The organism is Halobaculum sp. EA56 (assembly GCF_051195075.1).
Taxonomy (GTDB): domain Archaea; phylum Halobacteriota; class Halobacteria; order Halobacteriales; family Haloferacaceae; genus Halobaculum.
Genome location: NZ_JBNTJX010000005.1, coordinates 303,964 through 330,385, shown reverse-complemented (window position 1 = coordinate 330,385; position 26,422 = coordinate 303,964). Strand labels below are relative to the sequence as shown.

27 protein-coding genes are annotated in these 26,422 nt (G+C 70.1%); 12 read left to right on the top strand and 15 right to left on the bottom strand.

Annotated elements, in window-relative coordinates; translation table 11 throughout:
• Positions 1 to 3 precede the first annotated feature (3 nt).
• Both ACQUQ1_RS11335 and ACQUQ1_RS11330 read right to left on the bottom strand, forming a co-directional pair.
• On the bottom strand, positions 4 to 1,389 hold the full coding sequence (locus tag ACQUQ1_RS11335) for a phenylacetate--CoA ligase family protein (protein WP_435064409.1): 1,386 nt from the start codon (positions 1,387 to 1,389) through the stop codon (positions 4 to 6).
• Positions 1,389 to 1,610, bottom strand: a complete 222-nt coding sequence (locus ACQUQ1_RS11330) for a hypothetical protein (RefSeq protein WP_435064408.1) — start codon at positions 1,608 to 1,610, stop codon at positions 1,389 to 1,391. The genes ACQUQ1_RS11335 and ACQUQ1_RS11330 overlap by 1 nt, the downstream gene beginning before the upstream one ends.
• A gap of 213 nt (positions 1,611 to 1,823) precedes the next feature.
• On the opposite strand from ACQUQ1_RS11330, the gene ACQUQ1_RS11325 reads away from it, so the two are divergent.
• From ACQUQ1_RS11325 to ACQUQ1_RS11315, 3 genes are all read left to right on the top strand, one after another.
• The gene (locus ACQUQ1_RS11325; protein ID WP_435064407.1) at positions 1,824 to 3,107 is read left to right on the top strand and encodes an ABC transporter substrate-binding protein; all 1,284 of its coding nucleotides are present in this window, start codon (positions 1,824 to 1,826) and stop codon (positions 3,105 to 3,107) included.
• A 120-nt stretch (positions 3,108 to 3,227) separates the two neighbouring features.
• The gene (locus ACQUQ1_RS11320) at positions 3,228 to 4,130 is read left to right on the top strand and encodes a branched-chain amino acid ABC transporter permease (protein ID WP_435064406.1); all 903 of its coding nucleotides are present in this window, start codon (positions 3,228 to 3,230) and stop codon (positions 4,128 to 4,130) included.
• Entirely contained in the window at positions 4,127 to 5,179 is a 1,053-nt protein-coding gene (locus ACQUQ1_RS11315) for a branched-chain amino acid ABC transporter permease (RefSeq protein ID WP_435064405.1), read from the top strand. Before ACQUQ1_RS11320 ends, ACQUQ1_RS11315 begins: the two co-directional genes overlap by 4 nt.
• 51 nt (positions 5,180 to 5,230) lie before the next feature.
• Here the strand turns inward: ACQUQ1_RS11315 and ACQUQ1_RS11310 are convergent, their stop codons facing one another.
• Together ACQUQ1_RS11310 and ACQUQ1_RS11305 are read right to left on the bottom strand one after the other, a co-directional pair.
• Positions 5,231 to 5,923, bottom strand: a complete 693-nt coding sequence (locus ACQUQ1_RS11310) for an ABC transporter ATP-binding protein (protein WP_435064404.1) — start codon at positions 5,921 to 5,923, stop codon at positions 5,231 to 5,233.
• Positions 5,920 to 6,645 carry an ABC transporter ATP-binding protein gene (locus ACQUQ1_RS11305; protein ID WP_435064403.1) on the bottom strand — a complete coding sequence of 242 codons (726 nt, stop codon included), beginning with the start codon at positions 6,643 to 6,645 and terminating at the stop codon, positions 5,920 to 5,922. Before ACQUQ1_RS11305 ends, ACQUQ1_RS11310 begins: the two co-directional genes overlap by 4 nt.
• Positions 6,646 to 6,879: 234 nt before the next feature.
• On the opposite strand from ACQUQ1_RS11305, the gene ACQUQ1_RS11300 reads away from it, so the two are divergent.
• Together ACQUQ1_RS11300 and ACQUQ1_RS11295 are read left to right on the top strand one after the other, a co-directional pair.
• The gene (locus ACQUQ1_RS11300; protein WP_435064402.1) at positions 6,880 to 7,734 is read left to right on the top strand and encodes an acyl-CoA thioesterase; all 855 of its coding nucleotides are present in this window, start codon (positions 6,880 to 6,882) and stop codon (positions 7,732 to 7,734) included.
• A gap of 111 nt (positions 7,735 to 7,845) precedes the next feature.
• A complete protein-coding gene (locus ACQUQ1_RS11295; protein ID WP_435064401.1) occupies positions 7,846 to 8,664 on the top strand; it encodes an enoyl-CoA hydratase/isomerase family protein in 819 nt (272 codons plus the stop codon).
• Between the two features lie 357 nt (positions 8,665 to 9,021).
• Here ACQUQ1_RS11295 and ACQUQ1_RS11290 read toward each other — a convergent pair whose 3' ends face one another.
• The 8 genes from ACQUQ1_RS11290 to ACQUQ1_RS11255 form a co-directional block, all read right to left on the bottom strand.
• Entirely contained in the window at positions 9,022 to 9,306 is a 285-nt protein-coding gene (locus ACQUQ1_RS11290) for a 2Fe-2S iron-sulfur cluster-binding protein (protein ID WP_435064400.1), read from the bottom strand.
• Positions 9,306 to 9,791, bottom strand: coding sequence for a GNAT family N-acetyltransferase (locus ACQUQ1_RS11285; RefSeq protein ID WP_435064399.1), 486 nt, complete (start codon positions 9,789 to 9,791; stop codon positions 9,306 to 9,308). The genes ACQUQ1_RS11290 and ACQUQ1_RS11285 overlap by 1 nt, the downstream gene beginning before the upstream one ends.
• 53 nt (positions 9,792 to 9,844) lie before the next feature.
• On the bottom strand, positions 9,845 to 10,054 hold the full coding sequence (locus ACQUQ1_RS11280) for a PaaD-like zinc ribbon domain-containing protein (RefSeq protein WP_435064398.1): 210 nt from the start codon (positions 10,052 to 10,054) through the stop codon (positions 9,845 to 9,847).
• A complete protein-coding gene (locus ACQUQ1_RS11275) occupies positions 10,051 to 10,812 on the bottom strand; it encodes a Phenylacetic acid catabolic protein (protein WP_435064397.1) in 762 nt (253 codons plus the stop codon). Before ACQUQ1_RS11275 ends, ACQUQ1_RS11280 begins: the two co-directional genes overlap by 4 nt.
• Complete coding sequence (locus tag ACQUQ1_RS11270; RefSeq protein WP_435064396.1) at positions 10,809 to 11,021, bottom strand: phenylacetic acid degradation PaaB family protein; 213 nt, start codon at positions 11,019 to 11,021, stop codon at positions 10,809 to 10,811. The genes ACQUQ1_RS11275 and ACQUQ1_RS11270 overlap by 4 nt, the downstream gene beginning before the upstream one ends.
• Positions 11,018 to 11,389, bottom strand: a complete 372-nt coding sequence (locus ACQUQ1_RS11265; protein ID WP_435064395.1) for a metal-sulfur cluster assembly factor — start codon at positions 11,387 to 11,389, stop codon at positions 11,018 to 11,020. Before ACQUQ1_RS11265 ends, ACQUQ1_RS11270 begins: the two co-directional genes overlap by 4 nt.
• A 34-nt stretch (positions 11,390 to 11,423) precedes the next feature.
• On the bottom strand, positions 11,424 to 12,377 hold the full coding sequence (locus ACQUQ1_RS11260) for a 1,2-phenylacetyl-CoA epoxidase subunit PaaC (protein ID WP_435064394.1): 954 nt from the start codon (positions 12,375 to 12,377) through the stop codon (positions 11,424 to 11,426).
• 166 nt (positions 12,378 to 12,543) lie between these two features.
• Positions 12,544 to 13,317 carry an SDR family NAD(P)-dependent oxidoreductase gene (locus ACQUQ1_RS11255; RefSeq protein WP_435064393.1) on the bottom strand — a complete coding sequence of 258 codons (774 nt, stop codon included), beginning with the start codon at positions 13,315 to 13,317 and terminating at the stop codon, positions 12,544 to 12,546.
• 529 nt (positions 13,318 to 13,846) lie between these two features.
• Between ACQUQ1_RS11255 and ACQUQ1_RS11250 the strand changes: the two genes are divergently transcribed.
• Positions 13,847 to 14,608, top strand: a complete 762-nt coding sequence (locus ACQUQ1_RS11250) for an IclR family transcriptional regulator (protein WP_435064392.1) — start codon at positions 13,847 to 13,849, stop codon at positions 14,606 to 14,608.
• Between the two features lie 112 nt (positions 14,609 to 14,720).
• Positions 14,721 to 15,944, top strand: coding sequence for an FAD-dependent monooxygenase (locus tag ACQUQ1_RS11245; RefSeq protein WP_435064391.1), 1,224 nt, complete (start codon positions 14,721 to 14,723; stop codon positions 15,942 to 15,944).
• Between the two features lie 54 nt (positions 15,945 to 15,998).
• On the opposite strand, the gene ACQUQ1_RS11240 is transcribed toward ACQUQ1_RS11245, so the two are convergent.
• The gene (locus tag ACQUQ1_RS11240; protein WP_435064390.1) at positions 15,999 to 17,927 is read right to left on the bottom strand and encodes an aconitate hydratase; all 1,929 of its coding nucleotides are present in this window, start codon (positions 17,925 to 17,927) and stop codon (positions 15,999 to 16,001) included.
• A gap of 628 nt (positions 17,928 to 18,555) precedes the next feature.
• On the opposite strand from ACQUQ1_RS11240, the gene ACQUQ1_RS11235 reads away from it, so the two are divergent.
• On the top strand, positions 18,556 to 19,323 hold the full coding sequence (locus ACQUQ1_RS11235) for an IclR family transcriptional regulator (RefSeq protein WP_435064389.1): 768 nt from the start codon (positions 18,556 to 18,558) through the stop codon (positions 19,321 to 19,323).
• Between the two features lie 47 nt (positions 19,324 to 19,370).
• On the opposite strand, the gene ACQUQ1_RS11230 is transcribed toward ACQUQ1_RS11235, so the two are convergent.
• Entirely contained in the window at positions 19,371 to 20,288 is a 918-nt protein-coding gene (locus ACQUQ1_RS11230) for a UbiA family prenyltransferase (protein ID WP_435064388.1), read from the bottom strand.
• Between the two features lie 129 nt (positions 20,289 to 20,417).
• Here ACQUQ1_RS11230 and ACQUQ1_RS11225 point away from each other — a divergent pair, with 129 nt between their 5' ends.
• A complete protein-coding gene (locus ACQUQ1_RS11225) occupies positions 20,418 to 21,968 on the top strand; it encodes a class I adenylate-forming enzyme family protein (RefSeq protein WP_435064387.1) in 1,551 nt (516 codons plus the stop codon).
• A gap of 119 nt (positions 21,969 to 22,087) precedes the next feature.
• Here ACQUQ1_RS11225 and ACQUQ1_RS11220 read toward each other — a convergent pair whose 3' ends face one another.
• A complete protein-coding gene (locus tag ACQUQ1_RS11220; RefSeq protein WP_435064386.1) occupies positions 22,088 to 23,512 on the bottom strand; it encodes an SLC13 family permease in 1,425 nt (474 codons plus the stop codon).
• A gap of 247 nt (positions 23,513 to 23,759) precedes the next feature.
• Between ACQUQ1_RS11220 and ACQUQ1_RS11215 the strand changes: the two genes are divergently transcribed.
• Genes ACQUQ1_RS11215 through ACQUQ1_RS11205 form a run of 3 tightly spaced genes read left to right on the top strand, consistent with a single transcriptional unit; the run spans position 23,760 to position 26,324 of the window.
• Positions 23,760 to 25,145 (top strand): CoA-binding protein, encoded by a 1,386-nt coding sequence (locus ACQUQ1_RS11215; protein WP_435064385.1) that lies wholly within the window; start codon positions 23,760 to 23,762, stop codon positions 25,143 to 25,145.
• Positions 25,142 to 25,924, top strand: coding sequence for an acetate--CoA ligase family protein (locus ACQUQ1_RS11210; protein ID WP_435064384.1), 783 nt, complete (start codon positions 25,142 to 25,144; stop codon positions 25,922 to 25,924). Before ACQUQ1_RS11215 ends, ACQUQ1_RS11210 begins: the two co-directional genes overlap by 4 nt.
• Positions 25,917 to 26,324, top strand: a complete 408-nt coding sequence (locus ACQUQ1_RS11205; protein ID WP_435064383.1) for an acyl-CoA thioesterase — start codon at positions 25,917 to 25,919, stop codon at positions 26,322 to 26,324. Before ACQUQ1_RS11210 ends, ACQUQ1_RS11205 begins: the two co-directional genes overlap by 8 nt.
• Positions 26,325 to 26,422 lie beyond the last annotated feature (98 nt).

The following is a 26,422-nucleotide window of genomic DNA, read 5'->3' as shown; positions in this document are numbered from 1 at the left end:
GGCTCACGACTCGTCCCGGTGGTCGAAGAACCGCCGCGACTTGAGTTCGTACCGCGGCAGGCTCCGCGGCTCCAGGATCTCGAAGTCGATCCTGACGCCGACGGCCTCCCGCAACTCCGCCTGGAGATCGTGTGCGAGGTCGTCGTAGGCGTCGCGGTCCAGGTCCGGGTCGGCCTCCATCTTCACCGTCATCTGGTCGTTGCCGGAGACGCGGTCGACGTGGATCTCGTAGTGGGGGGTAGCGTGCTCGACGCCGGTCATTATCTCCTCGACCGCACGCGGGTAGATGTTCGTCCCCCGGAGCGTGAGCATGTTGTCGGTCCGGTCCAGGACGCTCCCCTCGAAGAACTTCCAGGTGAGGTCGGTGTCGAACACGTCCCGCGAGTCGTGGTACATCTCCACGATGTCGTGCGAGCGGTACCGGAGCGTGAGGCCGGGGGCGGTCGGGATGTGACAGGTGATGATGTGCTCCCCGCGGGCGCCGTCCTCGTGGATGACCTCGTCGGTGTCCGGGTCGACGATCGTCGAGTAGTAGTACGGCTCCACGGGGTTGACCCCGCCGGCGTTCACGTCCATCGTCGTCCCGAGGAAGATGGACTCCGACTGGCCGTAAGCGTCCCACACCTCCGCGCCCCAGCCGTCCTCGATCCGCGAGCGGACGGAGTCGACGAACGGCCCCTTCTCCCCCGCGTGGACGGTGAGCCGGACGCTCGTGTCCGAGAGGTCGACCCCCATCTCGTCGGCCTTCTCGAGCAGGTACATCGCGTACGTCGGGGTCATGACGACGACGTCCGGGTCGACGCTGACGATGTCGTCGATGCGCTCCTCGGTGGACTGACCGGCGCCGCTCCTGACGGTCGCCCCGAGCCGCCGGACGCCCCAGTAGGCGCTCCAGAAGCCGAGGAACGTCCCGAACGGGAACGCGAAGTAGAACGTGTCGTCGGGGCGGACGCCGCACCGCCAGAAGCCGTAGTTCCACGCGTCGCCGACGGCCATCGTCGCCGGCTGCGTCACCGCCTCCTGGAGGGGGGTACCGGTCGTCCCGCTCGTCTGGAACCGGTAGATGTGGTGTTCGGCCCCGGCCGGGTCGCGCCCGCGGAACGGATCGCCGCCGTGTTCCCGCTGGATCTCCATCAGCTGGGGCTTGTCGATGATCGGGACCTTCGTGTTGAAGTCCTCCAGCGTCCTGATGTCGCTCGGCTCGACGCCGGCGTCGTCGTAGATCTCCCGGTAGAACGGGATGTTCTCGTAGGCGTACTCGACGTTCCGCCGGATGCGCCTGAGGTGGAGGTCGTCCAGCTCCTCACGGGGCATCGTCTCCATGTACTCGTTCCAGTGGTCGCTGCCCGCCGCAGCGTCGTTGTACCGGGGGCGGTAGCTGTCGCGCATCACTCGTCCCCCTCGGGGTCGACAGGCTCCTCCAGTTCGGGGGTGTTCGCCGTCTCCTCCCCGAGTTCCCACATGAGGCGGTGGCAGTACATGTCGGCCTGATGGGCCGAGTGCGCGACGACGGGGATCGGAGCCTCGTCGCGGACCTCCTGGATGAGCGATCTGGCCCGGGCGATACGGTCGGTTATTTCCGCGCGGCTGAGGCCGTCTTCCGCGGACATTGGCGATCGACTGTGAGTGACTCGCATAAGCTTTTCGCGGACGCCGATCCGCGGGGTCTCACGGCCGCTGCGTCCCGGACCCCGCCGCACGCCGTTTCATCAATTATCGATCGCGTAGATTGAATCGCCCGTCCTGTTAATTGCAGTACGGAAGCGCGGGTCACGGGTGTTCCGACCGACACTATTAAACTCCCCCACTCCGACCGCATGGTAATGACACGCATAAGCAGGCGTGCGTTTCTGAAGAGCAGCGGCGGCACAGCGACCCTCGGCGTCCTCGCGGGCTGTGCGGGCGGCGGGGACGGCGGCGACGGCAACGGGGGCGGAGACGGCAACGGCGGAGGCGGCGGCGACGGCGGCGGCGCCACGACCGGAACCTCGGGCGACGGCGGCAGTTCGGAGCCGATCACCATCGGGGCGCTCGAACCGGTCTCCGGTCCGTTCGCGGCGTGGGCGACGCCCCACCGGGACGGACTCCAGTTCGCGGTCGACGAGATCAACGCCAACGGGGGCGTGCTGGACGGCCGTGAGCTGACCGTCAACGTGACCGACACGGGGGCGGACCCGTCGCAGGCGGACTCGAGCTTCCGGCGCCTGGTCGAACAGGAGGGCGCCGTCGCCACCACCGGCTCGGTGTCCTCAGACGTGGGCCTGCGCGTGTCCCAGACGGCGGAGGAACTGCAGGTGCCACACCTGCTGCACATGGCCGGCGCCGACGAGATCATCAGCCAGGACACCCGCCACGTGTTCCGCGTGGGGCTCCTCCCGGCGTCGAAGTACATCCAGGCGCAGGCGAGCGCCTTCTCCGACGCCGGCTACTCGAAGGTCGGCGCGATCATCGGCGACTACGCGTGGGGCCGGTCCGCCCAGAGCGCCATCAACGAGTTCTTCGACGTCGACGTGGACGTGAAGGTGGCCCCGGTCGGGGCGAGCGACTTCAGTTCGTACATCAGACAGTTCGACAGCGACCTGGAGATGCTCATCGCGAGCGGCCACCCGCCGGGCGCGGTCAGCATCGCGAACCAGGCGTACGAACTCGGGCTCGAACCGGACGTCGTCACGGGCGCCAGCGCGCCGCCGCAACTGCTCGCGGGCGCGCTCAGCGACCGGGCGATCCAGGACTTCGTCCACATCCACAACTCCAATCCCTACGAGGAGGCGTTCGCACAGGCGGGGAGCAACTTCGCCGGGGAGTACGAGATGCAGTTCAACACCCACACGGCCTACGGGTACGTCACCGCGTACATCCTCGCGGCCGGCATCGAGGAGGCGGGGTCGGCGGATCCGACGGCGATCGCGGACGCCGTTCGGAACACCTCCGTCGACACGCTGTTCGCCGAGCCCATCCAGTGGAACCAGTACGGCGAACTCGACCAGCAGGTCGTGCTGTTCAGCAACCTGAAGCTCGAGGCGCCGTCGTACGACTCGAACGGCGACCACAGCTACGCGGAAGTGTTCCGGTCCGAGCCCGTCCCGGCCCGCGTCCCAGGGGAGTAGCGAATCGACCCGCGGGACGCCCCGTTTATTTCGGTGCCGTACGGCCGATATCGACGGGACACCTGACAGTGAAAAGCCGAAACTTATACGGACTATACCGACGCTGGTGAGAACACGTTTATGGTAACAATCAGCACGATGGCCGCGGTCGCCATCGACGGACTCGCCTTCGGTGTCTTTCTGGCACTGTTGGGCGTCGGTATCACGCTCGTCTTCGGGTTGGGGGAGGTGCTCAACCTCTCTATCGGCGTGTTCTCCGTGATCGCCGTCCTGATCGCCTCGTGGGCGGTCACCAGCGGGCAGGGCCCGATCGTCGCGGGCGTGATCGGCGTCGTCGTCGCGGCCGCGATAGGGCTGCTCGTGGACAGAACCCTCCTCTCGCTCGTGTACCGATCGAGCGGGGAGGAGCGCATCCTGCTGGGTATCTTCGTCACCCTGGGGCTGGCGGTGTTCCTGGACGGCTTCTTCATCAACGGGGTCGACCTGACGTCGATCGCCGGCTGGCTCGCTATCCCGTCGTTCCCGGGGAGCTACAGCATCCCGGTGGACCTGCCGACGGTGTCGGTCGGGCTGGCCCTCGTCAGGGGGAGCTCGATCGTCGTGATCGGGGTCGGCGCGGTGGCGCTCGCGGTCCTGTTCGCGTTCCTCCGGTTCACGTACCTCGGGAAGGCCACCCGGACGGTGTTTCAGGACGAGCGGGGCGCCCGCCTCGTCGGCGTCAATCCGCGCCGGATCCGGACGCTCATCTTCGTGCTGTCGGTCACGGTCGCGGGTATCGCGGGGGTCGTCTGGTCGCTCGGCCACACCATCTCCGTCGCGGACGGGTTCCAGTACACGACGTTCGCGCTCATCGTGTCGATCGTCGGCGGGGTGCGGAGCCTGGGCGGCGCGATCGTCGCCGGCGTCCTCCTCGGGTTCGTCAACCAGTTCGCGAACTTCTTCATCGGCTCGTACGTCGCGACGATCATCCTGTTCGGGGCGGCGATCGTCTTCCTGCTGGCGAAGCCGGAGGCGATAGCATGAACGCGAACGCGCTCCCGACCGACGAGCTCCGAAACGTGGGGATCGTCGCCGTCCTGTTGGCGCTGGCGCCGCTGCCCGTGATGGGCAGCAGCTACTACGAGAGCATCCTCGCACACCTGGTGGTCGTGGCCATGTTCGCGGTCGCGCTGAACATCGTCTTCGGCCAGACCGACCAGCTGTTCCTGTTCATGGGCGGGCTGGCCGGGATCGGTGGCTATGGCACCGCCCTCATCGCGGACTCCGTCGGGGTCAGTGCCTGGATCACGGTGCCGATCGCCGCGCTCGTCGCGGGCCTGATCGGCCTCGCGGTCAGCTGGGTGTCCGCCAAGCGGAAGTTCACGGTCGTGCTGATCTCCATTCTCACCCTGAACCTCCAGATCGTGTTGACGGAGGTGTTCGTCGGCGCGCGCGACCTCACCGGCGGCTCCACGGGGTTCCCCTACGAGTACTTCTCGCTCGGGGCGATCGCCGGCCCGGCGGGAGTGGGCGAGAAGATCGTCCTCTACTACGTCATGCTGGCGCTGCTGGTCGCGCTCCTGGTGCTCTACGTCTGGCTCGTGAACTCGAAGTTCGGGGTCGCGTTCGCCGCGATCAGGGAGGACGAGACGGCCGCGGCGTCGATCGGCATCGACGTGGTCAGGTACAAGGTGATCGCCGGATTCGTCGCCGCCTTCGTCTTCGGGCTGGTCGGGGCGTTCTACGCCAGGGAGTCCGCGTACATCCTCCCGAGCGCCTTCTCGTTCCTCACCGTCGACGTGCTGGTGTTGATCGTCCTGATCGTCGGCGGCCTCCGGACGACGCTCGGCCCCGTCGTGGGGGCGGGTATCGTCGTCGCCATCGAGGAGATCCTTGTGACGACGTTCACGGACTGGCGGTCGCCGATCTTCGGCCTGCTGCTAATCTTCCTGTTCCTCTACTTCAGAAGCGGCGTCGTCCCCGTCCTCGGAGACCTGGCGTCGCGTGCGCTCGACGAGGTCGGCGGATCCGAGAAACACACTGCCGAGGAGACGACGCCCGAGGAGACGGCGTCCGAGGAGCCGGCCGAGTAGTCGCGGAGGAACTCTTTCTCGAACGACCGTGGCGACGCGACCGTCGCGTCGCTACAGGTACGCGTTCTCGACGTGCTCGGACTCCAGGAGCGCGCTCCCGGTGTCCTCGGCGACGATCTCGCCGTTCTCCAGGAGGTAGGCCCGCTCGGCCAGCTCGAGCGCGCGGTGGACGTGTTGTTCGATGACGAGGACGGTCACGTCCTCGCTGATCTCCTCGATCTTCTCGAACATTCGGCTCGTGATCTGCGGGGCGAGCCCCTCGCTCGGCTCGTCCAGCGCGAGGATCTTCGGCTCGGCCATCAGCCCCCGCGCGATCGCGAGCATCTGCTGTTCCCCGCCCGAGAGGGACCCGGCCCGCTGGTCCTTGCGCTCCTCGAGGACCGGGAACAGGTCGTACATCTCCGCGAGGTTCTCCGCTAAGGCGTCGCGGCGGGTGTACGCCCCCATCTCCAGGTTCTCCTGGACGGACATCTCGCCGAAGAGGTTGCGCTCCTCGGAAACGTGGACGAACCCCTTCCGGACGATGTCGGAGGGATCGAGCGTCCCGATGTCGTCGCCCCACACCGTCACGCGGCCGTCGTCGATCGGGTGCAGCCCCGAGAGCACCCGCAGCAGCGTCGACTTGCCCGCGCCGTTCGGTCCCACGATCGCGACGACGCCGTCGTCCTCGGAGACGGACATCGAGAGGTCCCACAGCACCTGAATGCCGCCGTAGGAGGCCTCGATCTCCTCGGCCTCGATCATGCTTCCTCACCCAGGTAGGCCTCGACGACGTCGGCGTCCTGCCGGATCGCGTCGGGGGTGTTCTCGGCGATCTTCCGCCCGCTGTTCAACACGATGATCCGGTCGGCGACGCTCATGATGGCGTCCATGATGTGTTCGATCCAGAACACGGAGACGCCGCGTTCGTCCCGGATCCGCCGGATGGTCTCGGTGAGCACCTCGATCTCCCCCGGCGTCAGCCCGCTGGCGATCTCATCGAGCAGGACGAGCTTCGGGTCCGCCGCGAGCGCCCGAGCCAGCTCGAGCTGTTTCTTCTGGGCGATCGGGAGCGACCCGGCTTCGAGGTCGGCCTTGTCGGCCAGCCCGATGAACTCCAGCGCCTCGCGGCCGTGCTCGCGCGCCTCGGCGCGAGAGAGCGACTCCTCCGATCCGAACAGTGCGCCGGCGGCGGCGTTGTCCAGGACGGTCATCTCGTCGAAGACGCGGACGATCTGGAACGTCCGGATCACCCCGTGGCGGGCGATCTCGTGGGTCTCGAGCTCGACGAGGTCGCGCCCGTCGAACTCGATGGACGCGCCGGGCTCCGGGTCCAGGATCCCCGTGATCGTGTTGAACAGCGTCGTCTTGCCGGCGCCGTTCGGCCCGATCAGCCCGACGATCTCCCCGTCGCCGATCTCGAAATCGACGTCGTCGACGGCGACGAGACCGCCGAAGTTCTTGGTGACGTCATCGACTTCTAACATCGTTACCTGGTGACGTACCCCACCGACCATAAATCCTGCCTGCATCGCCGCGAACCCGACAACGAGCCGATATCCTCGGCGTCGGACGGCCACGGTCGGCAGCTCGCGCCGGGCCACACGCGGGGAACGCCGGCGATCCCCCCGTTCCGGACCCGTCAGTCGGCGGGCCGAGCGACCCTGTCGGGGAATACCGGTTCCCGACGGCTTTTCATAGGGACGGGAGTTTGGGGGCTCATGGTCGAACTGCTCCGACACAAGGTCCGGTTCGGTGAACTCTCCTACGGGCCGTTGCTGCACAACGCGACGTTCTTCGACCTCCTGATCGAGGCGACGGAGGAGCTGTCCTACGAGTTGGGGTACACCGTCGAGGAGATCGTCGAGGCCGGCGGCGTCCCGTACGCGCCGGTCGCGATCCACGCGGAGATGTCGCGGTACCCCCGATACGAGGACACGGTCGTCGTCGACGCGGAGCCGGTCTCGATCGGGGAGCGCCACGTCCAGTTCGCCTACCGGTTCGAGCGGGCGGCGGACGGGGCGGAGTTCGGCCGCGCCACGATGGTGCAGGTGACGATCACTCCGGAGGGAACCGCCGAGCCCGTCTCCGAGGACCTCCGGGCGGAGCTGTCGTCGCTCGGGTCGGCCGACCGGGATCCGGTCCGGATCGAACCGCGCGCCCCGGACGGCGACGGCGCCCGCCTCGCGCGCGACGTGGTGTTCAGGACCCCGCACATCGAGGCGGCCGGGCTGGGCTACTTCGAGGACTACGCGCGGGAACTGTCGATATGTCTGGAGACGTTCCTGGAGGGCCGCGGTCGATCGCTTGGGTCGCTGACGGACGGAACGTACCCGTTCGCCCCCGTCGGCTGGGACGTCGCCCTGGAGAACTCGATCCGCTTCGAGGACGAGATCGCGATCGAGGGACGGGTGCTCGACGCGACCGAGCGGGCGGTCGACGTGGCCTACGAGCTGCGCCGCCCGTCGACCGACGACGTCTGCATCCGCGCCGACTTCACCTACGGCTGTTTCGACGGCGACGGCCGGCGCGTCGCGTTCCCACCCGAGGCCGTCGACGTCGTGGACGGCGAGTGAGCGGCGACCGCCGGCTGCGGGTCCGAACCCCGACCGGCGACGGGATCGGCCGCCGGGTAGCGGTCGCCGCACCCACGAATCTTATGTGGGTACACGGAGAACCCGGATCCGATGTCCGAGAACGAGTTCGACACCGTAACGTGGAGTTTCGACGACGAGAGCGGCATCGGCCGCGTCACCCTCGACCGACCGGAGGCGATGAACGCCATCGACGAGCGGATGCAGCGCGAGGTGATCGAGGTGTTCGAGCGGTTCGAGGAACTCGACCGCGAGGCCGACGGCGTCGCGGTCAGCGTGGTGGTCATGGAGGGCGCGGGCGAGAAGGCGTTCAGTAGCGGGCTCGACCTCAACGAGATGGAGGGGCTCGAAACCCACGACGACCGGAAGCTCATCCCGGACCTCTTCTGCGAGGCGACCGACGCCATCGAGTCGTACGACGCGCCCGTGATCGCGAAGGTCGACGGGCTCTGTCTCGGCGGCGGGTTCGAGTTCGCCATCGCCTGCGACTTCCGCTACGCCAGCGAGCGGAGCACCTTCGGCCAGCCGGAGGTGAACTTCGGGCTGCTCCCCGGCGGCGGCGCCGCACAGCGCCTCTCGACGATCATCGGCGTGAGCAACGCGAAGGAGCTGTGCATGACCGGCAAGCAGATCGGCGCCGAGGAGGCGCTGGAGTACGGGGCGCTCAACGAGGTCCACCCCGCCGAGGACCTCGACGAGGCCGTCGAGGAGTTCGCGGAGACGCTCGCCGGCCAGCCCCCGCTGGCCCTGCGCGGCATCAAGGACGCGACGAACATGACCCGCCAGGTCGGCTACGAGGAGGCCCTGGAGTACGGCGGACACATCTGGGTGTCGCTCTCGCAGACGGAGGACTTCGCGGAGGGGATGGCCGCGTTCGCCGAGGACCGCGAGCCCGAGTACGTCGGGAAGTAACGTCCCTACCCGGAGGGTCGACGGTCGCCGCCCGTGTCCCGCCGGCGTGGTCCCCGTCCCGGATTCGGGTCGGACGACTCCGAGTCGAACACCGGTACTCGGAACTCGGTAACGTACGTGAACATTAATTTCGATTACAGCGATATCAGTGTAAATACGATCGCTCGACGTCGAACGGGGCCCGACGGACGTGGCGATCCGGCTCCACCGAGCGGGCCCTCAGATCGCGTGACCGGGCGGGGGTGTCACGGCGGCGACTGACCCCGGACCTTCCGTTCGATGCTATCGAACCGACCCGTCACCACGGCACCGACGGAGCGTCGACCCGCGTCGGGGCGGGTCCGGCCGCCCCCGGTGTCAGGGGCCGGAGTTCGTCTCGATCCGCAGGTCCGACCGCGGCTTCGCGACGCACGTCAGCACGTACCCCTCCTCCTGTTCCGACTGCGAGAGGAACATGCCCTCGGACTGGTCGACCTCGCCGCACTCCTGGCGCTCGGCACAGCAGACGCCGCAGATCCCCCGTCGGCAGCGATAGGGAAGCTGGAGCCCCATCTCCTCGGCGACGTCGAGGATGGACTTGTCCTCGGGGACCTCGATGGTGACCCCCTCGTCGACGAACTCCACCTCGTACGTCTCCACCATCACTCGACCCTCCCCTCGTAGGTGTGTTTCACCGGGGTCAGCCCCAGTTCCTCCAGCGCCGCGGCCGCCTCGTCGTCGCCCTCGATGGCGTCGATGCGGTAGAAGTCGACGTCGCGGGGGTCCTCGCGCAGCCAGTCCTCGGCCGCGTCCAGCAGCGCCCGGCCCACACCCTCGGCGCGCGCGCTCTCTCGTACGAACATGCCGTGGATGCGACCGTGGCGCTCGAGCTGGAAGATCGGGTGTTCGCCGACGATCCGGACCTCCAGGACGCCGACGTACTCCCCGTCGCCGTTCTCGGCGAGCAGCACCGCGCTGTACTTCGAGTCGACGAGCTGGTTCTCGAAGTACGAGAGCCAGTGCTCGTCGGCGCCCTCCTTGGCCTCGTACCGGTCGTTGAACGCCGAGAGGTGGGCGGTGAACTCGTACCACAGGTCGAGGAGCGCGTCCCCCTCCTCCAGCGTCGCCTCGCGGACGGTGATATCCATACAGTCGTCACAACCCGCCCGCGTATTAAAGCCTCGGAGCCCGGGTGGCGCGCTCAGCGGCCGGTTTCCGGGCGTCTCGACTCCCCGAACTTGATCCGCTCGAAGGGGGTCTCACAGCCCCGGCAGTAGTACTGGCTCTTCGAGATCTCGGGCCCGAAGTCCGAGTCCTTGACCACGTCCGTCGAATCGCAGAAGGGACACGAGAGCCCCTCCTCGTCGGAGTCGGGGTCGGCGGACCCGTCGTCCCCGTTCTCCCGGGTCATTCGACGGCGAACTCCTCGTTCCGGGTGCCCCGGATCGAGTCGATCACGTCCGGGCCGATCCCGCCGCCGACGAGTCGACGGCGGCGCTCGTCCCACTCGTTCACGGGCACCGGGTGGGGATCGGGGACCGTCACGTCCGTCCCCTCCGTGATCCCGGCGAGGTGGTCGAGGAACGCCCCGCGGAGTTCGGCGACCGAGCGGTCCGTGAACCCCGCCTCGAGGAGCGGGTCGGACTCGTCGTCGTACTCGGCCGGGCCGATGAACGCCAGCACGTCCGCGAGCGACTCCTCCAGGGCCGCCTCGAACTCCTCGGGCTTCGAGTCCGCGAGGTGTTCGAGCCAGCCGTCGTGGAAGTCGAAGTGGGAGTACTCCTCCTCGCTCATCTTGTCCGTGAGCCCCGCGAAGTCCTCGTGGACGATGGCGTCGAACATGAGGTGGGCCGCGCGGTCCGTCAGCCCCATCCGGACCTCGAAGCGGGTCCAGTCCGGTGCCGCCTCGTCGGTGGTGGCGGCGTTGTGGAACTCCTCGCCCTCGCGGTCGCTCCGGAGCCAGTCGCCGTCGCGACCCTGCCCCTCGAGCTGGAGGAAGAACTGGCGGACCTGCCCGTACTCGTCCTGCGTGAGGCTGAACAGGGCGATGTTGTCCTGGATGGTGGGGCCGATGAACGCCTGCTCGGCGTACCAGTGCGACAGCAGCAGCTTCGTGTCGGCGATCGCCTGGACGTAGTCGACCGCCTCTGGGGGCCAGTCCTCGCTCATACCAGCTCACCCATCTCGACGGTCTCGTCCAGGTCGCCGGTGACCTCGATGAGGTCCTCGCGCCTGACGAGCACCATGACCGACCAGTCCTCCTCGTCGTAGGTCGTGTCGGCGTAGTTCTTCGCCAGCTTGTCCGAGGGCGCCTCCACGCTGCCGATGTGCTTCAGGTCGTCTCCCGGGCTGATCCGGGTGAACACCTCGTAGTTCATATCGCCGTCCCCGACTCCCGGAGCTTCCGCTGGACGTCCTCGTCGAGCCGTTCCTTCGACCAGACCGGGTCCCAGACGACCTCGATCGACACGTCGTCGACCTCCTCGAAGGCGAGTAGGCTGTCCCTGACGTCGTCCTGAAGCATCTGATAGGCCGGACACCCCATGCAGGGGTAGGTCATGTCGACCGTCACGTCGCCGTCGTCGTACCGGACGTCGTAGATCATCCCCATCTCGACCAGGCTGACCGGGATGTGCGGGTCCATCACCTCGGCGTCGATCCGATCGACCAGGCGGCGTTCCAGCTCCGATACGTCCCCGTCGGGATCCGCGCCCGACCCCGTCACTCGTACGTTTTGTGTGCTCATTGTCGTGGTGTGGTCGTCGAACTCGTTGCGTCGCTCACGCGCCGTGCCCGATCACGCCGTCGTAGATCTCGCCGGTCTGTATCATCTCGACGAAGTCGTCCCGGGCGGGGCCGCCGCTGCGCCAGCGGTCGAGGACGTCGTCCCACGACACGGGGTCGTCGAAATGCCAGCGCTTCTCGTCGTCACTGAAGGCTACCGGGAAGTCGAACTCGAGGACGTACTCGTCGGCCTCGGCGTCGTAGTGGGCCGGGACGTCGATGTCGTGCTCCTCACACAGCGGGACGACGTGGCTCATCCACTCCTGGCGGAGCTCGTCGTTCGTCATCCCCTTGATGCCGTAGTCGAGCTGTTCGGAGTGGGTCTTGAGGTCGTCCGGGAAGCCGAACAGCTCGAGCCCCATCGGGAACAGCCAGTCGACGGCGTCCTGGACCTTCTCCTTCGTGTGGCCGTCCTTGTTGGCGAGGCGGCGGAACCACGTCTCGCCGTGGCGGATGTGGAACTGCTCCTCCTTCTCCACCTTCAGCAGCGCCCGCTTCCACGGGGCGTAGGAGGTGTTCTCGTAGATGTCCGACAGCAGGACGAGCCCCCCGCGGTCGAGGAACGCGTGGAACACCGTCTGCTCGGCGAAGTCGTCGAGGTACATCTCGAAGGCGTACGCCGAGCGCCACTCCTCGGGCTCGCGCTCGTAGAGGTACTCGTCGACGTCGACGCCGAGGTTGCGTAGCAGCCGCAGCGAGATGTACGAGTGCCCGACCTCGTCCTGAATGGTCGACAGCTCGGCGTTGCGCGCGTCGAGGCTCGGCGCGTTCATCGCCTGCTCGAACAGGGCGGGCGCGCTCATCAGCTCGATGTCCGCGTTCACCTTCAGCGGCATCGTGACCGCCTCCCTGTAGCCGGGCGTCATTTCGGAGACGGACTCGATCATGCGGCCGTTCTGGATCTGCCGTTTGAGTTTCTCCTCACTCTCCGGTGGGCTCTTGGCTGCCATCGTACCCGTGGCAACGGTACCCATGCATAAAAATCCACCTTGTGCGGCAGTCACACGGCGGATCGGCGTCGGGCCCGATCCCGTAGCCGGACGGGGCCCGATCCCGTAGCCGGACGGGGCCCGATCCCGTGGCCGGACGGAGGCCGAACCGACCTCCCGTCGCCGTTCACCGGCGGAGGTAGCCGCCGTCGACGTGGACGACCTCGCCCGTCACCCACCCCGTCGCGTCGCTGGCGAGGAGCGCGACCACGTTCGCCACGTCCTCGGGTTCGCCGATGCGTTCGAGCGCGTACGACTCCGCGATCGTGTCCTCGTACTGCTCGACCCATTCCTCGGTGGCAGGCGTCCGCACGGTCCCGGGGGAGACGCAGTTGACGCGGATCCCGTCCGGGCCGACCTCCTTCGCGAGCGTCTTCGTGAACGAGACGTTCGCCGCCTTCGCCGCACCGTACACGGACAGCCCCGGGTCGTTCCCCCGGTAGGAGCCGCTGGCGAAGTTGACGATCCGGCCGCTCCCGCGCGCCAGCATCGTCGGCAGGACGGCGTGGGTGCAGTTCAGCGTCCCGAACGTGGCGACGCCGAACCACGTCTCCCAGTCCGACGGCTCCGTGTCGGCGAACCGTTCGTTGCTCGCGATGCCGGCGTTGTTGACGAGGACGGTGATCGGCCCGAGCTCGTCCGCCACCGTCTCGACCATCGCCTCGGCGTCGGCGTACGACGAGACGTCGGTCTCCACGGCCACGGCCTCCACGCCGTACTCCGCCTCGAGCGCCCGGGCGTTCTCCTCGGCCCCCTCGCGGTCCACGTCCGCGAGCGCGACGTCCGCGCCGAGCGACGCGACGGTCTCGCCGATCGCCGTCCCGATCCCCCCCGCGCCGCCGGTGACGCACACGACCTCGTCCTCGAACCCGATCTGCTCCCTGAGCGTTGACTGACCCATGACGGTTGTCCCCTCGCCCATCTCCCAGTTATATCCAGCGCTCGGCGGAGTCGGCGTGTGACGAGTGTCGCGCCGGAGTCGTGGATGCCGTCGAGCGGACCGGCCCGGACGGGGCCGCTCGCGTTCCCGATCGGGGCGGTTGTCAGAGATATTCGAACGAGTGGTCGGGGCCCTCCGCCCCGTTCGTGTCACGCGTTCACATGCGCCTCGGCGCCGCATCGCCGCGTCCCTGTCCGCGGGAGACCACGTGACGCCGGCGGCGGGTCAGCCCCATTACAACACTACGCCTGTAATTCCTCTGGAGGCCGTCGGCGTCAGATATATTCGAACGTCCGCGCGACGGACCACGAACGACTCTCGGGGCCGCCGGCGTCTGTCCGGGGAGCCTCCCGTGGGAGTGCGCGGTTCGCCTCCGACCCCGAACGTGACACTCGAAATGTAATTACTCCGACACTTCCCGCTCGCCGGAGCGTCGAATTGTCAGAGTATCTCGAACAGTTTTAAGTATCCGGGCCCGGTCGCTGTCGGTATGCCGGGGGACACGACGCCGTTGAAGACGGTCGTTCGGGCGTTCGACGTGATCGACGTGCTGGAGCGCGAGCGTTCGGCCGGACCGTCGACGGTCGCGGCGGAACTGGGCGTGAGTAGGGCCACCGCCCACGACTACCTGTCCACGCTGGAGTCGACGGGGTACGTGATCAACGACGACGGCTCCTACCGGATCGGGTACCGGTTCCTCGGGCTCGGGAGCCGGCTGAAGTACCGGAGCGTCCTGTTCAACGCCGCGCGCGCGCCGCTGCGGAAGCTCTCGGAGGAGACCGGCGACCTCTGTCAGGTGGGCATCGAGGAGGACGGCGAGTGGGTCCTGCTCCACAACGACGGCGACACCTCCACCGTCGACATGGGGACGTACCCCGGACTCCGGTTCGCCATCCACACGCAGGCGGCGGGGAAGGTCATGCTGGCGTACCTTCCCGACGAGCGGGTCGAGGAGATCATCGAGCGACACGGCCTCGACCCCGTGACGGAACACACGATCACCGAACCGGAGGAGTTGCGCGCGGAGCTCGACCGGATACGGGAGGACGGCTACGCCGTCGACAGCGACCAGCAGGACGTGGGCGTGAGCATCATCGCGGCGCCGATCCTCGTGCAGGGCGACATCGTCGGCACCGTCTCCATCGCGTGTCCGACCGGCCGCCTGGGGAACGACGAGTACCGCCGGACCCGGATCCGCGCGGTCGCGGAGACCGCCGACGAGGTGTCGCTCAACTACCGGTACAGCATCTGAGCCGGCCGACGGCCGATCGACGCCCGGGTCGCGGCGGGGTCCCGCCCCGTCGCTCCGCCGCCGGGACCACAATAGCTTTTGCCCCCCTGGGAGTACGACAGCACGCCAACCTATGAGTGACGCTACCGAGGACCCCGTGCTGATCGCCGGCGCGGGTCCGACCGGCATGTCGACGGCGCTCGCGCTGAACGCCCGCGGCGTTCCCGCGACGATCCTGGAGGCCGAACCCGAGGACCGCGACCGGTCGGGCAGCCGCGCGATCTACGTCCACGGGTCGACGCTCCGGACGCTCGACAGGGTCCACCCGGGGCTGGCGGACGACCTGGTCGACGAGGGGCTGGTGTGGCCGACGCGGCGGACGATGTGGCGGGGGAAGAAGGTGTTCGAGCGGACCTACGACGACCCCGGCGGGTCCGGCGACATCCCGCACTTCTCCAGCATTCCGCAGGAGACCACCGAGGAGTACATGCTCGACGCGCTCGACGAGGCGGGGGTCGACATCCACTGGGACTGCGCCGTCGAGACCGTCGAGACGGACGAGGACGGCGTCCGAGTCGGCACCAGCGACGGCCGCGAGTGGGAGGCCGAGTACCTCGTCGGCGCCGACGGCGGCGGCTCCACCGTCCGCAAGGAGATCGGCGCGAACTTCGAGGGCGACCAGTCGGAGAACTCCTTCATCATCGCCGACGTGGACGAGGTAGAGGAGGATCCGTGGCCGCTCGAACGGCTGTTCCACTACGACGACCCGCGCGTCGGCGGCCGGAACGTCCTGCTCGTGCCGTTCACGGGCGGGTGGCGCCTCGACATCCAGTGTCACGAGGACGACGACCCGGACGAGCTGATCCGGGACGACAAGATGCGCGAGTTCGTGCGCACCGTGATGGGCGAGCAGTACGAGGAGAACGTCACCTGGGTGTCCAGCTACAAGTTCCTGCAGGTGATGGCCGACACCTTCGTCGACGAGCACCGCCGCGTCCTCCTCGCCGGCGAGGCCGCCCACCTCCTCGCCCCGTTCGGCGCCCGCGGAATGAACTCGGGCATCGCGGACGCCGACGAGGCCGCCAGCGCCATCGCGGCCGCCGTCGACGCGAACCGGCCGACCGCGCGCGACGAGGTCGAGCTGTACGCCGCGCGCCGCGAGGCGGCCGCCGAGTACAACCTGAACGCGGCCGGCACCGCGCTGGAGTACCTCCAGGGCGACAACCCGATCGTCAACCTCCGCAAGGAGGCGGCCGCCGCGCTGGCCGACCACTTCGAGCCCGCCGGCGAGTACCTGGACGACGCGCCGTACGGCCCGCACACGCCGCCGCCGATCGTCACGACCGGCAACTACTGACCCGGCGGCGAGCGATCCGCGGACGCTGCTTCCCGCGGCGGCGGTCGGACCGCCTCACCCGCGTCGCTCCGAGACGTACCGCAGGCGACCGCCCGCCAGCAGCACGTCGCGCTCGGCGTCCGACACCGCGAGATCCGCCTCGAAGGACCCGTCGTCGGTCCGGACCGTCACCGACTCGTCGCCGCCGGCGACGGCGGCGCGGAGGCCGTCGACCGCGAGCGCGTCGCCCTCGGAGAGCGCCTCCCGGTCGCCCCCGTCGCGGAACGTCAGCGGGACGACGCCGAAGTTGACGAGGTTCGCGCGGTGGATGCGCGCGAAGCTCCCGGCGATCACCGCGTCGACGCCGAGGACCGCGAGTTCGAGCGCGGCGTTCTCCCGGCTGGACCCCTGCCCGTAGTTCGCGCCGGCGACGACGACGCCGCCGTCGGCCGCCTCGGCGCGGGCGGCGAATTCGGGGTCGATACGGGCGAGGGTGTACCGCGCGCACGCCTGCGGGTCGGACCACAGCGACATCACCTCCGCGCTCGCCGGCATGATGTGGTCGGTCGTCACGTCGTCCCCGACGACGATCAGCACCGGGCCGGCGAACGAGTCCGGGAGCGGCGTCTGCTCGGGGATGGTCCCGATCGTGTCCCCGCGCTCGACCGCGACGTCGGGGTCCGGCCCGAGCACGTCGGTGTCGCCGGCGGTCATGTCCTCGGGGAGGCACACCTCCGGCGGGGAGAGATCCGTGTCTCGGGGGTCGACGAGTTCGCCCGCGACGGCGCTCGCGGCGGCGACGGCCGGCGAGCAGAGGTACACGCGGTCCTCCTCCAGCCCGGAGCGCCCCGCGAAGTTGCGGTTGAACGCCCGGAGGCTGACGCTGTCGGGCGCGGGGACGTGTCCCTGGCCGATGCACGGGCCGCAGGTGCTCTCGGAGACGTTGAAGCCGGCCTCGTACAGCGCGGCCGTGCCGCCGGCCTCGGCCAGCAGGCGGACGCTCCGCTTGGAGGCCGGCACGACGATCGCGTCGGTTTCGGGCGCGACCGTCTCCCCCTCCACGACGGACGCGACCGTGGCGAGGTCGTGGTAGGAGCCGTTGGTGCAGGAGCCCACGAGCACCTGGTCCACCTCGACGCCGGCGACCTCGCGGACGGGCACGACGTTGTCGGGCATCGAGGGAGCGGCGACGAGCGGTTCGATCCCCGAGAGGTCCACCCCGATCCGCTCCGCGTACTCGGCGCCCTCGTCGGCCGACAGCGGCCGGTAGGCCCCCTCCCGGCCGAGGCGGGCGAGGTGCTCGCGGGTGCGCTCGTCGCTCGGGAACAGGCCGCCGGTGGCGCCGAGTTCGGTCGTCATGTTCGCGATCGTGCACCGCTCGGGCACCGACAGCGTCCCGACGCCCGGGCCGACGAACTCGTAGACGCGCCCGACGCCGGCCTCGACGGAGCCCCGACGGAGGAGCTCGAGGATCACGTCCTTCGCGCCCGCCCACGCCGGGAGTTCCCCGGTCAGTTCGACCGCGACGACCTCGGGCACCTCCAGGGGGTACGGCTCCCCGGCCATCGCGACCGCCACGTCGAGGCCGCCGGCGCCGATCCCCAGCGCGCCGAACCCGCCCATCGTCGTCGAGTGGGAGTCGCTCCCGAGCAGGGTGGCGCCGGGCTCGATGAACCGCTCGCGGTGGACCTGATGACAGATGCCCGCGCCCGCCTTCGAGAAGTGGCCGCCGTGCCGGCGCGCCACCGTGCGGAGGTAGCGGTGGGTGTCGGCGTCCGCCTCGTCGATTCCGTACACCTGGTGGTCCGCGTAGGTGACGACCGGGCCGGTCCGCACCCGGTCGATCCCCAGCGCCTCGAACTCCATCCACACGAGCGGGCCGAGCACGTCCTGAAGCAACACCTGGTCGACGTCGATCCCGACCGTCTCCCCGGGGATGAGGTCGCCCTCCGCGAGGTGGTCGGAGAGGATCCGGTCGGTGAGGGTCGAGGGGTCCGTGCTCATGAGTCTAGTTCCCCTCGTCTCACCGGGGGATTAAGCGTTGCGTCGGGGGCGACGACCCGGCCCGGCCGGGCGGCCCCCGACCGAATCGGGTCCGCTGTCCCCCCCGGAGCGATTCCGGGTGACGGAGCCGGTCGGGCCCGAGCAGCGGGCGCGGACGGGCGGCGTCCCGGTCGGGCCCGACCCACACCACCGTGTCCGGAGTATCCGTTCGGTTCGAGGGGGCTGACCCCCGTCTCCGTCGGATCCAGTTCGTTCGTTGTCGTCGAACACCGGTGATCGGCCGACGTGCGCCGTCGAGCGGCGCCCTACGACCACGAATCGGGCGGCGTGAGCGCCCCGGTGCGCCGCCGCTTCCGCGACGCCCGTCGCGTCGTCGGGCGTGACAACCCTACTGTTGTAATACGACGGCGGGAGATCCACCGGTTCGGTGTCATCGAACACTTCGGCTCGACGGACGGCGATCTCCCGGGGACGGGCGGACGGGCGCGCCGACGGTGGCGAACGGGCGCGGACGTTCGTCCTCGGCGAACCGTGGAGGAAGTGGGGCGCTATCCGACGGTGACGTGTCTGTCGAGAGAGCGTGGCACGCGGTCACAACTATTAGTATCGGGAGCGCGGATGCGTTCGTATGGGCGTCGAGAACGGCAGCGGGAGGGGAATAAAATCGGACGAGACGCTATTCGCCCTCGTCGAACAGCTGAGGGAGCTGGACGGGGCGGGCGTGACCGACCTCGCCTCGGAGCTGGGGCTCGCGAAGAGCACGGTCCACGGGCACCTCTCGTCGCTGCGCGACCACGGGCTCGTGGTGCGACGCGACGGCGAGTATCACCTCGGCCTCGAGTTCTTCAGCTACGGGCAGTACGTGCGCTCCGAGCGCGACGTGTACGGCGCCGCACAGCCCGCCCTCGAGGACCTCGCGGAGGAGAGCGGCGAGAGTTCGTGGCTGATGACCCACGAACACGGCCGCGTGATGGTCCTGGACGGGCGTGCGACCGGCCCGGAGATCAACGTCGACTCCCTCGTCGGGTCGTGGGCGAACATGCACGCCAACTCGGGAGGGAAGGCGATCCTCGCGCACCTCCCGACCGAGGAGGTGGACCGGATCGTCGACCGGTACGGGCTCCCCGCGATGACGGACGCGACGATCACCGACCGCGACGAACTGGACGAGGAGCTCGCGGGGATCCGCGAGCGCGGGTTCGCGTTGAACATGGGCGAGGACCTGCGCGGCATCCACGCGGTCGGCGTGCCGCTGTTCGCCGAGGGGACGGTCCGGGGCGCCCTCGCGGTCGCCGGACCGGCTCACAGGATGGACCGCGAGCGCTGCGAGGACGAACTCGCCGACCGGCTCCGCGCCGCCGCCGACGACGTCGAGGTGAGCCTCGTCTATCGGTAGGATAGCGGCCCCGGACGCGACCATCGCCGTCGGGCGAGCCGGGACGGTCACCACCCGAGCGAGCGCGCGACGGCGCAGGGGACGCCGAGGCACGTCGCGAGGAACAGCGCGACGGCGAACGGGTAGGCCGCGACCATCTGTACCGTCACGGCGCGCGTCGGCCGGGCCCGGACGGACAGCGCTGCCGCGGCCAGCGGAACGATGCCGGCGACGGCGGTCGTCCGCGGGAGCGACCCGAGGAGTGCGAACGCGAGGAGCGAGACGCCGCCGCACGCGACGAGGGCGGCCGAGGCACCCGCGGCGCGCGCGTCGCCGAGGACCACCGGGACGGTCCGCTTGCCGATGCGGGCGTCGAAGTCGCGGTCGAGGCGGTCGAGCGCGACGGTCGCCCCCGCGAGCACGAGCACGAACGGGAGCGCGACGAGGACCAGCCACCCGGGCACGGAGCCGGTCTGGACCGCGTACCCGCCGACGATCACGAACCCGATCGCGACGGGGTAGTCCGCGGACCCGGCGACCGGGTTCGTGTCCAGGTACGGCGCGTGGAGCAGTCCGAGCGCCAGCGGCGGGAGCGTCAGGCCGACGCCGAGGGGTCCCGCGCCGGCGACCCACAGCCCCGCCGCCGACAGGGCGAACGCGAGGACGGCGACGACCGTCGCCGCCGGCAGGAGGCGGGCGGGCACGCTCGGGGCCTCCTCGCCGCGGACGTGGGCGTCGACGCGTTCGTCGCGCAGGTGCGCGACGTACAGCGCGAGCGCGACGCAGCAGCCGTGGAGACCGGCGGGGAGGGGGGCGACCGAGGGCGCCAGCAGCGCGCCGAACCCGGCGGCGGCGACGGCCGGAAGCATGAACGGGGGTTTGATCTGGGTTGCCAGCGCCCGGGCGGTCTCGACCGTTCGCAGGGCCGGAGAATCGACTGACCCGGCGTCGGCGTCGTCCCCGCGGCCCGGTCGGTCGCCGTCCATACGCACGACCCGTCGGCCCGTCGGAGTAAGCCTACCGGCCCGCGCCCGGGCCGGGGACCCGAACGCGGCAGCGACCCCGATGGAAGGTTTAATGTGGTACGGGAGAACCTCTCACACTACCCATAACGCATGAGATTCATTGACGCCTTCCGACGGAGCGTTCGGTGTCACGGCGCCGAGCCGGCGGTCCTGACCGACGACGGGCGGCGCTTCACCTACGCGGACCTCGACGACCGGACGAGCCGGCTCGCGAACGGGCTCGCGGAGCGTCTCGGCGACGGCCCGGTCGCCGCCCTCGGGGTGAACGGCCCGGAGATGGTGGAGGCGATGGTCGCGGGGCACAAACGCGGGACGCCGACCGTGCAGCTCCCGTTCCGCGCGAAGCCGGCCGAGCTGGTCCGGATGTGCGAGGCCGCCGGCGCCACCGGGCTGATCTTCGACGACGGGAAGGCCGAGACCGCGCGGGCGATGCTCGACCGGGGCGACTTCTCGCTGGCCGTTCACGCGGGCGAGCGCGCGGTGGACGTGGACGGCGCCGAGGAGTACGGGTCCCTCCTCGACGGCGCGGAGCCGGAACTCGACGGGTCGCTGCCCGCCGACGGCGACGTGAGCGTCTTCTACACGAGCGGGACGACCAGCCTCCCGAAGGCGGTGCCGTTCGACGGCGAACAGCTCTGGTACGGCGCGATCCAGGGCGTGATGGAGCACGGCATCGACCACACCGACGTGGGCGTGATGACGACGCCCTGGTACCACATGGTCTCCAGCGACGCGTGGATCTACCCTCACCTCGTCGCCGGCGCGGCGGTGCTCGTCCAGTCCGACTTCGACCCGGCGGACGCGCTGTCGCTCGTCGAGGAGCACGGGGTGACCGGGCTGCTCGCGGTGCCGACCCAGCTCACCGCGATGAACGACGTGCAGGAGGAGGCGGACTACGACACGTCGTCGCTGTCGTACATCCGGACCGGCGGCTCGGTGGTGAGCGAGCGCCTCGTCGAGCGGACGCACGAGTACCTCTCCGAGCACCTGTACAACACCTACGGGATGACCGAGGCGGGGCCGAACCTCAGCTTCGCGCACCCCTCGGCGCAGCTCGACCACCCGGGGACCATCGGGAAGGAGGCGCACACCTACGAGCTCCGCGTCGTCGAGACGGCGCCGATCGACGAGGACCCCGACCCGGAGGCGACGGTCGACCCCGGCGAGCAGGGGGAGATCATCGCCCGCGGCCCGGGGATGGCGCGCGGGTACATCGACAACCCCGAGGCGGAGGCCAAGTCGTTCTTCGACGGCTGGCTCCGGACGCGCGACGTCGCCGAGGTCGACGAGGACGGCTACCTCTACATCGTCGACCGGGTCGACAACATGTTCCAGAGCGGCGGCGAGAACGTCTACCCCGTCGAGGTGGAGCACGCGCTGGAGAACCACGACGCCGTGCGGGAGGCGTTCGTCTACGGCGAGGACGACGAGCACTGGGGGAAGGTCGTCAGCGCGGTGGTCGTCGTCGACGAGGACGCCGACGTGACCGGCGACGACCTCGACGAGTTCTGCCGGGAGGAGACGGACCTGGCGAACTTCAAGCGCCCCCGGAACTACGCGGTCCGCACGGGCGCGTCCATCCCGCGGACGAGCACTGGGAAGATCAAACGCGACGCCGTGTTGGACGAGATCGAGGACTGACGCGGCCGCCACCGAGGGACGACACCGCCGCCGCCGACCGTGGCCGGACGCGGTCGCGGATCGCGTCCGGCCCCGGGAGTCGCTCACGGTCGGCCGCGACGTCCCCCGGGGGGACGATATCAGCCGAAGGCGACGGTGAACACGGCGATCTGGATCGGGAAGAGCACCAGCAGCGTCGCGAGCGAGCAGGCGGTCGCCATGCGGATCACCTCGCGGGAGTCCACGACGTCGAGTCCGAGCAGGGCGACGAGCACGGCGGACTGATACGGGAAGAAGTACGTCACGAGCGTCACCGCCTCGACCATCGCGACGGGGAGCAGCGGGATCCCCGCGTCGCGCGCGAACGCGACGAGCACCGGGGTCAGCACGCTCGCGACCGCGAGCCCCTCCATCACGAGCGTCAGCGCGGCCGTGACGAGCGAGACGGCCCCGAGCACGACCGGCAGCGACGCGTCCGCGGGCACCGCCGCCAGCACCGCGCCGGCGGCGGTGTCGGTGAAGGCGGTGCGCTGGAGCCCCTCCGCGATGGCGAAGATCGCGCCGAGGAAGAAGAGGATCGTGAAGTCGGCGTCGCCGGCGGCGTCGAGGTCGACGACGCCGACGCGCGGAAGGAACACCAACACCGTCACGACGAGCGCGCCGTACAGCGGGTGGAGGCCGTGGACGGCGTCGGTCGCCCACACCGCCACGCCGACCAGGAGGAACGCGAGCATCCGGCGTTCCCCGCCGGCCGTCCCCGGATCGGCGCTCACCTCCCCGGCGTCGGCCGCGAGCGCGTCGCCGTCGGTCGGCCGGTAGAGGACGTACGCGACGGCGGCGACCACGCCCGTCCGGAGGACGGTCATCACCGGGCCGAGCCAGACGAGCCACTCGACCCACCCGATCGAGAGCCCGGCGGCCGACTCAGCGATGCCCGCGATGATGATGTTGCCGAGCGAGCCGGTGAGCACCCCCGCGCCCGCGTAGTACGTGACGAACAGCGGGCCGAGGAACAGCCCCACCCGGGCTCGCCGCTCCGTGAACCGCTCGCCGACGGAGATCAGGACCGGCCCGAGGATCAGGACCCGGACCAGCGCCGAGGGGACGAGGAAGACGAACCCAGCGCCGATGAGCGAGAAGGCCCCCAGGAGGTACCGGTACGCCGCGCGCGGGTCGGCGGTCGCGTCCGCGGGCATCACCTCGACGACGCGGCGCTCGACGAGCCGGGCGAGGCCGCTCTGTCGGGTCGCCTCCCCGATGAGGATGCCGAGGACGATCAGCCACGTCGCCGGCGACCGGAAGCCGAACAGCGCGAGTTCCGTCGAGAACCCGACGCCGATGAGGCCGAGGCCGACGACCGCGGTGAACCACGGCGGGACGGGCGTCCCGACCCACAGCGCGATGCAGAAGGTCGTGATCGCGAGCATGCGGGCCGCGTCGGCCGGAAGCGGGGCCGCGAGGAGGACCGCCGCCGCGGCGAGGACGCCGACCGGCACCGAGAGCCACGCGGCGTCGACCGGGAGCGAGGGAGGGGGGATCGGACCGGGTCCTGAACGGGCTGACATCGTCGTGGGAGTCCGCGCGCCCGCCGGCTACAATAATCTTCCCTCCCGTCGGCTCCGCTTACGTGGGCTTCCCGCACGTCGGGCGTCGGGCGGCGTCGTCGGACAGGAGGGGAACCGCCGACCGGCGTCCGTCGGCGGTCGGAGAGCGGCTGTCCGCGTCTGTCACTTCCCGGTGCCGGGAGAACCGGCCGACGCCGCGTTCGCCGGCGGGGAAAAGGATATGCGGTGCCCCGAGGAACCCAACCGCGTGAACCTTCAGCGACTGTTCGATCCGGGCTCCGTCGCGGTCGTCGGGGCCTCGACGAACGAGGACAAGATCGGGCACGAGGCGATGGCGAGCGCGGTCCGGTTCGACGGGCCGGTGTACCCCGTCAACCCCTCGGGCGAGGGGACGCTGTTCGGCGAGCCGTTCGTGGACTCGGTGACCGACGTGGACGGCGTCGACCTGGCGCTTGTGTGCGTGCCGGCGCCGGTCGTCCCCGACGTGCTCGCGGAGTGCGGCGAGGCCGGCGTCGGCGGGGCGGTCATCTACGCCGGCGGCTTCGCCGAGGCCGGCGAGGAGGGCGAGGAACTCCAGCGGGCGGTCGTCGACGTCGCGGACGAACACGGGATCGCGCTGCTCGGCCCGAACACGAGCGGGTATCTCGTCCCCGGCGACGAGCTCCGCTTCTCGTTCGCCAGCGGCGTCGAGGACGTCCCCGCCGGCGACGTTGCGGTCCTCGCCCAGTCGGGCGGGGTCGCCCACGACCTCGCGTTCCGGTCGACCCGCGAGGGGTACGGCGTCTCGGCGATGGTCGGCCTCGGCAACCGCGCGAACGTCGGCTTCGAGGAGGCGATCGCGTACTTCGACGGCCACGCCGACACCGACGCCATCGTGCTCCACGTCGAGGGGACCGACGACGCCCGGAGCCTGCTGGAGACGTGTCGCGACGCCGAGACGCCCGTCGCCGCCTACAAGGTGGGGCAGTCGGACGTGGGCGAGTTCGCCGAGTCCCACACCGGCGCGCTCACCGGCGACCACGACCTCTACCTCGCGGGGTTCGAGCAGTACGGCGTCCCGACGGTCGACTCGACGGCCGCCCTCCTCGACGCGGGGGTCGCGCTCGCGCACGAACCGGAGCCGAGCGGCGGGAACGTCGGCGTCGTCACCGCGCAGGCGGGGCCGGGGATCATCATCGCCGACCGGCTCCAGCGGGCGGGCGCCGCGCTCCCGGAGTTGGGCGCGGAGACGCGGGAGCGGATCGACGGCATCCTCCCCGGGATCACCTTCTCCGGCAACCCGGTCGACACCGGCCGGCCGATGCCCGAGTTCGGGGAGGTGGTCGAGGCGGTCGCGACCGACGACGCCATCGACGTGGTGCTCGTGTACGAACTGTTCGAGGAGGCGCTGGGGTTCCCGGTCGAGGCGCTGGACGGGCTCCACGAAACTGCGGACACGCCGGTGTTGTTCGTCTCCGAGGGCCCGCCCGAGGCGATGGACGACCAGGTGGACGCGCTCCGCGAGGCGGGCGTTCCCGTGTACTTCCAGCCCGAGCGCGGCGCGGAGGCGGCCGCGACGCTCGCGCGGTACGCGTCCCTGCGCGGGGACGGAGTCGTCCCGGAACCGGCCGCCGACGGGGAGGTGAACGGATGAGCGGCGGCGACGGGCCGGTCGCGGCCGCGCTGGCCGACGGCCGGGCGACGCTCACCGAGGCCGAGTCGAAGACCCTGCTCCGGGAGACGGGCGTCGAGACGACGGACTTCGCCGTCGCCGACGACGCAGACGGGGCGGTCGCGGCCGCCGAGGGGATCGGGTACCCGGTGGTCGTGAAGGTGTCGTCGCCGGCGGTGGTCCACAAGAGCGAGTGGGGCGGCGGCGCCGGCGTCGCCGTCGGCCTCGACTCGGCCGAGGCGGTCCGGGCGGCCGCCGAGCGGATCGGGTCCGAGGCCGACGCGGCGGGGATCGAGGCCGGCCTGCTCGTCGAGGAGATGGCGGACACCGGCGAGGGGACGGAGGTCATCGTCGGGGGGCTGCGCGACCCCTCGTTCGGGCCGGTCGTGCTGGCGGGGCTGGGCGGGGTGTTCACGGAGGTGTTCGAGGACACCAGCCACCGGCTCGCGCCGGTCGACCGCGCGGAGGCCCGCGAGGCGATCGAGGAGCTGACGGCGTCGAAGCTCCTCGCGGGGTACCGCGGGAGCGCGCCGGCCGACGTCGACGCGCTCGCGGACGTCGTGGCGGCCGTCGGCGACCTCCTCGTCGAGCACGACGCGATCGCCGAGGTGGACGTGAACCCGGTGCTCGCGACGGCCGACGGGGCGGTCGCGCTGGACGCGCTCGTGGTACTCGGGGGTGAGGAGGTCGGCGACGGTGTCGACGGCGACAACGGCCGCGTCGGCGACGGGAGCGGCACCGCGGAGGTCGACCGTGAGTGAGCGCTTCGAGCGCGTGTGGACGGTCCGCTTCTCGGACACGGACCCGTTCGGCATCGCCCACTACCCGCGGATCGTCGACGCGCTCCACGAGACCTCCGACATGTTCATGCAGGAGATCGGGTTCCCGTTCTGGGAGATCACCGAGGAACACGGGTACGGCCTGCCGCTGGTGGAGATGAACTTCGAGTTCGAGCGGTCGGTCGAGGCCGGCGACGACGTGCGGGTGACGCTGACCCCGGATCTCGGCACACGGAGCGTCCGGTTCGAGTACGTCGCCCGACGCGACGGGGAGGTCGCCTTCTCGGGGTTCGAACAGCGCGTGTGCGCCGAGCGGGAGGCCGGGTCCCGCGAGATCCCCGACGACCTCCGGGCGGCGATGGCACCGTACGCCGAGGAGTGACGAGTCGACCGGCGAACGCGCGGATCCGGCGCCGCTCGGCCGGCCCGACCGCCCCCACGGACGATATCCTTTTGCTTCCCCCGTCGATAGTCCCGTGT

Excerpts from the sequence above, each read along its gene's own strand:
- ACQUQ1_RS11255 (WP_435064393.1), bottom strand. The coding sequence starts at position 13,317 with ATGGGTCAGTCAACGCTCAGGGAGCAGATCGGGTTCGAGGACGAGGTC.
- ACQUQ1_RS11330 (WP_435064408.1), bottom strand. The coding sequence starts at position 1,610 with ATGTCCGCGGAAGACGGCCTCAGCCGCGCGGAAATAACCGACCGTATC.
- ACQUQ1_RS11250 (WP_435064392.1), top strand. The coding sequence starts at position 13,847 with ATGCCGGGGGACACGACGCCGTTGAAGACGGTCGTTCGGGCGTTCGAC.
- ACQUQ1_RS11230 (WP_435064388.1), bottom strand. The coding sequence starts at position 20,288 with ATGGACGGCGACCGACCGGGCCGCGGGGACGACGCCGACGCCGGGTCA.
- ACQUQ1_RS11325 (WP_435064407.1), top strand. The coding sequence starts at position 1,824 with ATGACACGCATAAGCAGGCGTGCGTTTCTGAAGAGCAGCGGCGGCACA.
- ACQUQ1_RS11270 (WP_435064396.1), bottom strand. The coding sequence starts at position 11,021 with ATGAACTACGAGGTGTTCACCCGGATCAGCCCGGGAGACGACCTGAAG.
- ACQUQ1_RS11260 (WP_435064394.1), bottom strand. The coding sequence starts at position 12,377 with ATGGCAGCCAAGAGCCCACCGGAGAGTGAGGAGAAACTCAAACGGCAG.
- ACQUQ1_RS11275 (WP_435064397.1), bottom strand. The coding sequence starts at position 10,812 with ATGAGCGAGGACTGGCCCCCAGAGGCGGTCGACTACGTCCAGGCGATC.
- ACQUQ1_RS11285 (WP_435064399.1), bottom strand. The coding sequence starts at position 9,791 with ATGGATATCACCGTCCGCGAGGCGACGCTGGAGGAGGGGGACGCGCTC.
- ACQUQ1_RS11300 (WP_435064402.1), top strand. The coding sequence starts at position 6,880 with ATGGTCGAACTGCTCCGACACAAGGTCCGGTTCGGTGAACTCTCCTAC.
- ACQUQ1_RS11240 (WP_435064390.1), bottom strand. The coding sequence starts at position 17,927 with ATGAGCACGGACCCCTCGACCCTCACCGACCGGATCCTCTCCGACCAC.
- ACQUQ1_RS11290 (WP_435064400.1), bottom strand. The coding sequence starts at position 9,306 with ATGGTGGAGACGTACGAGGTGGAGTTCGTCGACGAGGGGGTCACCATC.
- ACQUQ1_RS11315 (WP_435064405.1), top strand. The coding sequence starts at position 4,127 with ATGAACGCGAACGCGCTCCCGACCGACGAGCTCCGAAACGTGGGGATC.
- ACQUQ1_RS11265 (WP_435064395.1), bottom strand. The coding sequence starts at position 11,389 with ATGAGCACACAAAACGTACGAGTGACGGGGTCGGGCGCGGATCCCGAC.
- ACQUQ1_RS11280 (WP_435064398.1), bottom strand. The coding sequence starts at position 10,054 with ATGACCCGGGAGAACGGGGACGACGGGTCCGCCGACCCCGACTCCGAC.
- ACQUQ1_RS11225 (WP_435064387.1), top strand. The coding sequence starts at position 20,418 with ATGAGATTCATTGACGCCTTCCGACGGAGCGTTCGGTGTCACGGCGCC.
- ACQUQ1_RS11310 (WP_435064404.1), bottom strand. The coding sequence starts at position 5,923 with ATGATCGAGGCCGAGGAGATCGAGGCCTCCTACGGCGGCATTCAGGTG.
- ACQUQ1_RS11245 (WP_435064391.1), top strand. The coding sequence starts at position 14,721 with ATGAGTGACGCTACCGAGGACCCCGTGCTGATCGCCGGCGCGGGTCCG.
- ACQUQ1_RS11320 (WP_435064406.1), top strand. The coding sequence starts at position 3,228 with ATGGTAACAATCAGCACGATGGCCGCGGTCGCCATCGACGGACTCGCC.
- ACQUQ1_RS11210 (WP_435064384.1), top strand. The coding sequence starts at position 25,142 with ATGAGCGGCGGCGACGGGCCGGTCGCGGCCGCGCTGGCCGACGGCCGG.
- ACQUQ1_RS11335 (WP_435064409.1), bottom strand. The coding sequence starts at position 1,389 with ATGCGCGACAGCTACCGCCCCCGGTACAACGACGCTGCGGCGGGCAGC.
- ACQUQ1_RS11295 (WP_435064401.1), top strand. The coding sequence starts at position 7,846 with ATGTCCGAGAACGAGTTCGACACCGTAACGTGGAGTTTCGACGACGAG.
- ACQUQ1_RS11235 (WP_435064389.1), top strand. The coding sequence starts at position 18,556 with ATGGGCGTCGAGAACGGCAGCGGGAGGGGAATAAAATCGGACGAGACG.
- ACQUQ1_RS11305 (WP_435064403.1), bottom strand. The coding sequence starts at position 6,645 with ATGTTAGAAGTCGATGACGTCACCAAGAACTTCGGCGGTCTCGTCGCC.
- ACQUQ1_RS11220 (WP_435064386.1), bottom strand. The coding sequence starts at position 23,512 with ATGTCAGCCCGTTCAGGACCCGGTCCGATCCCCCCTCCCTCGCTCCCG.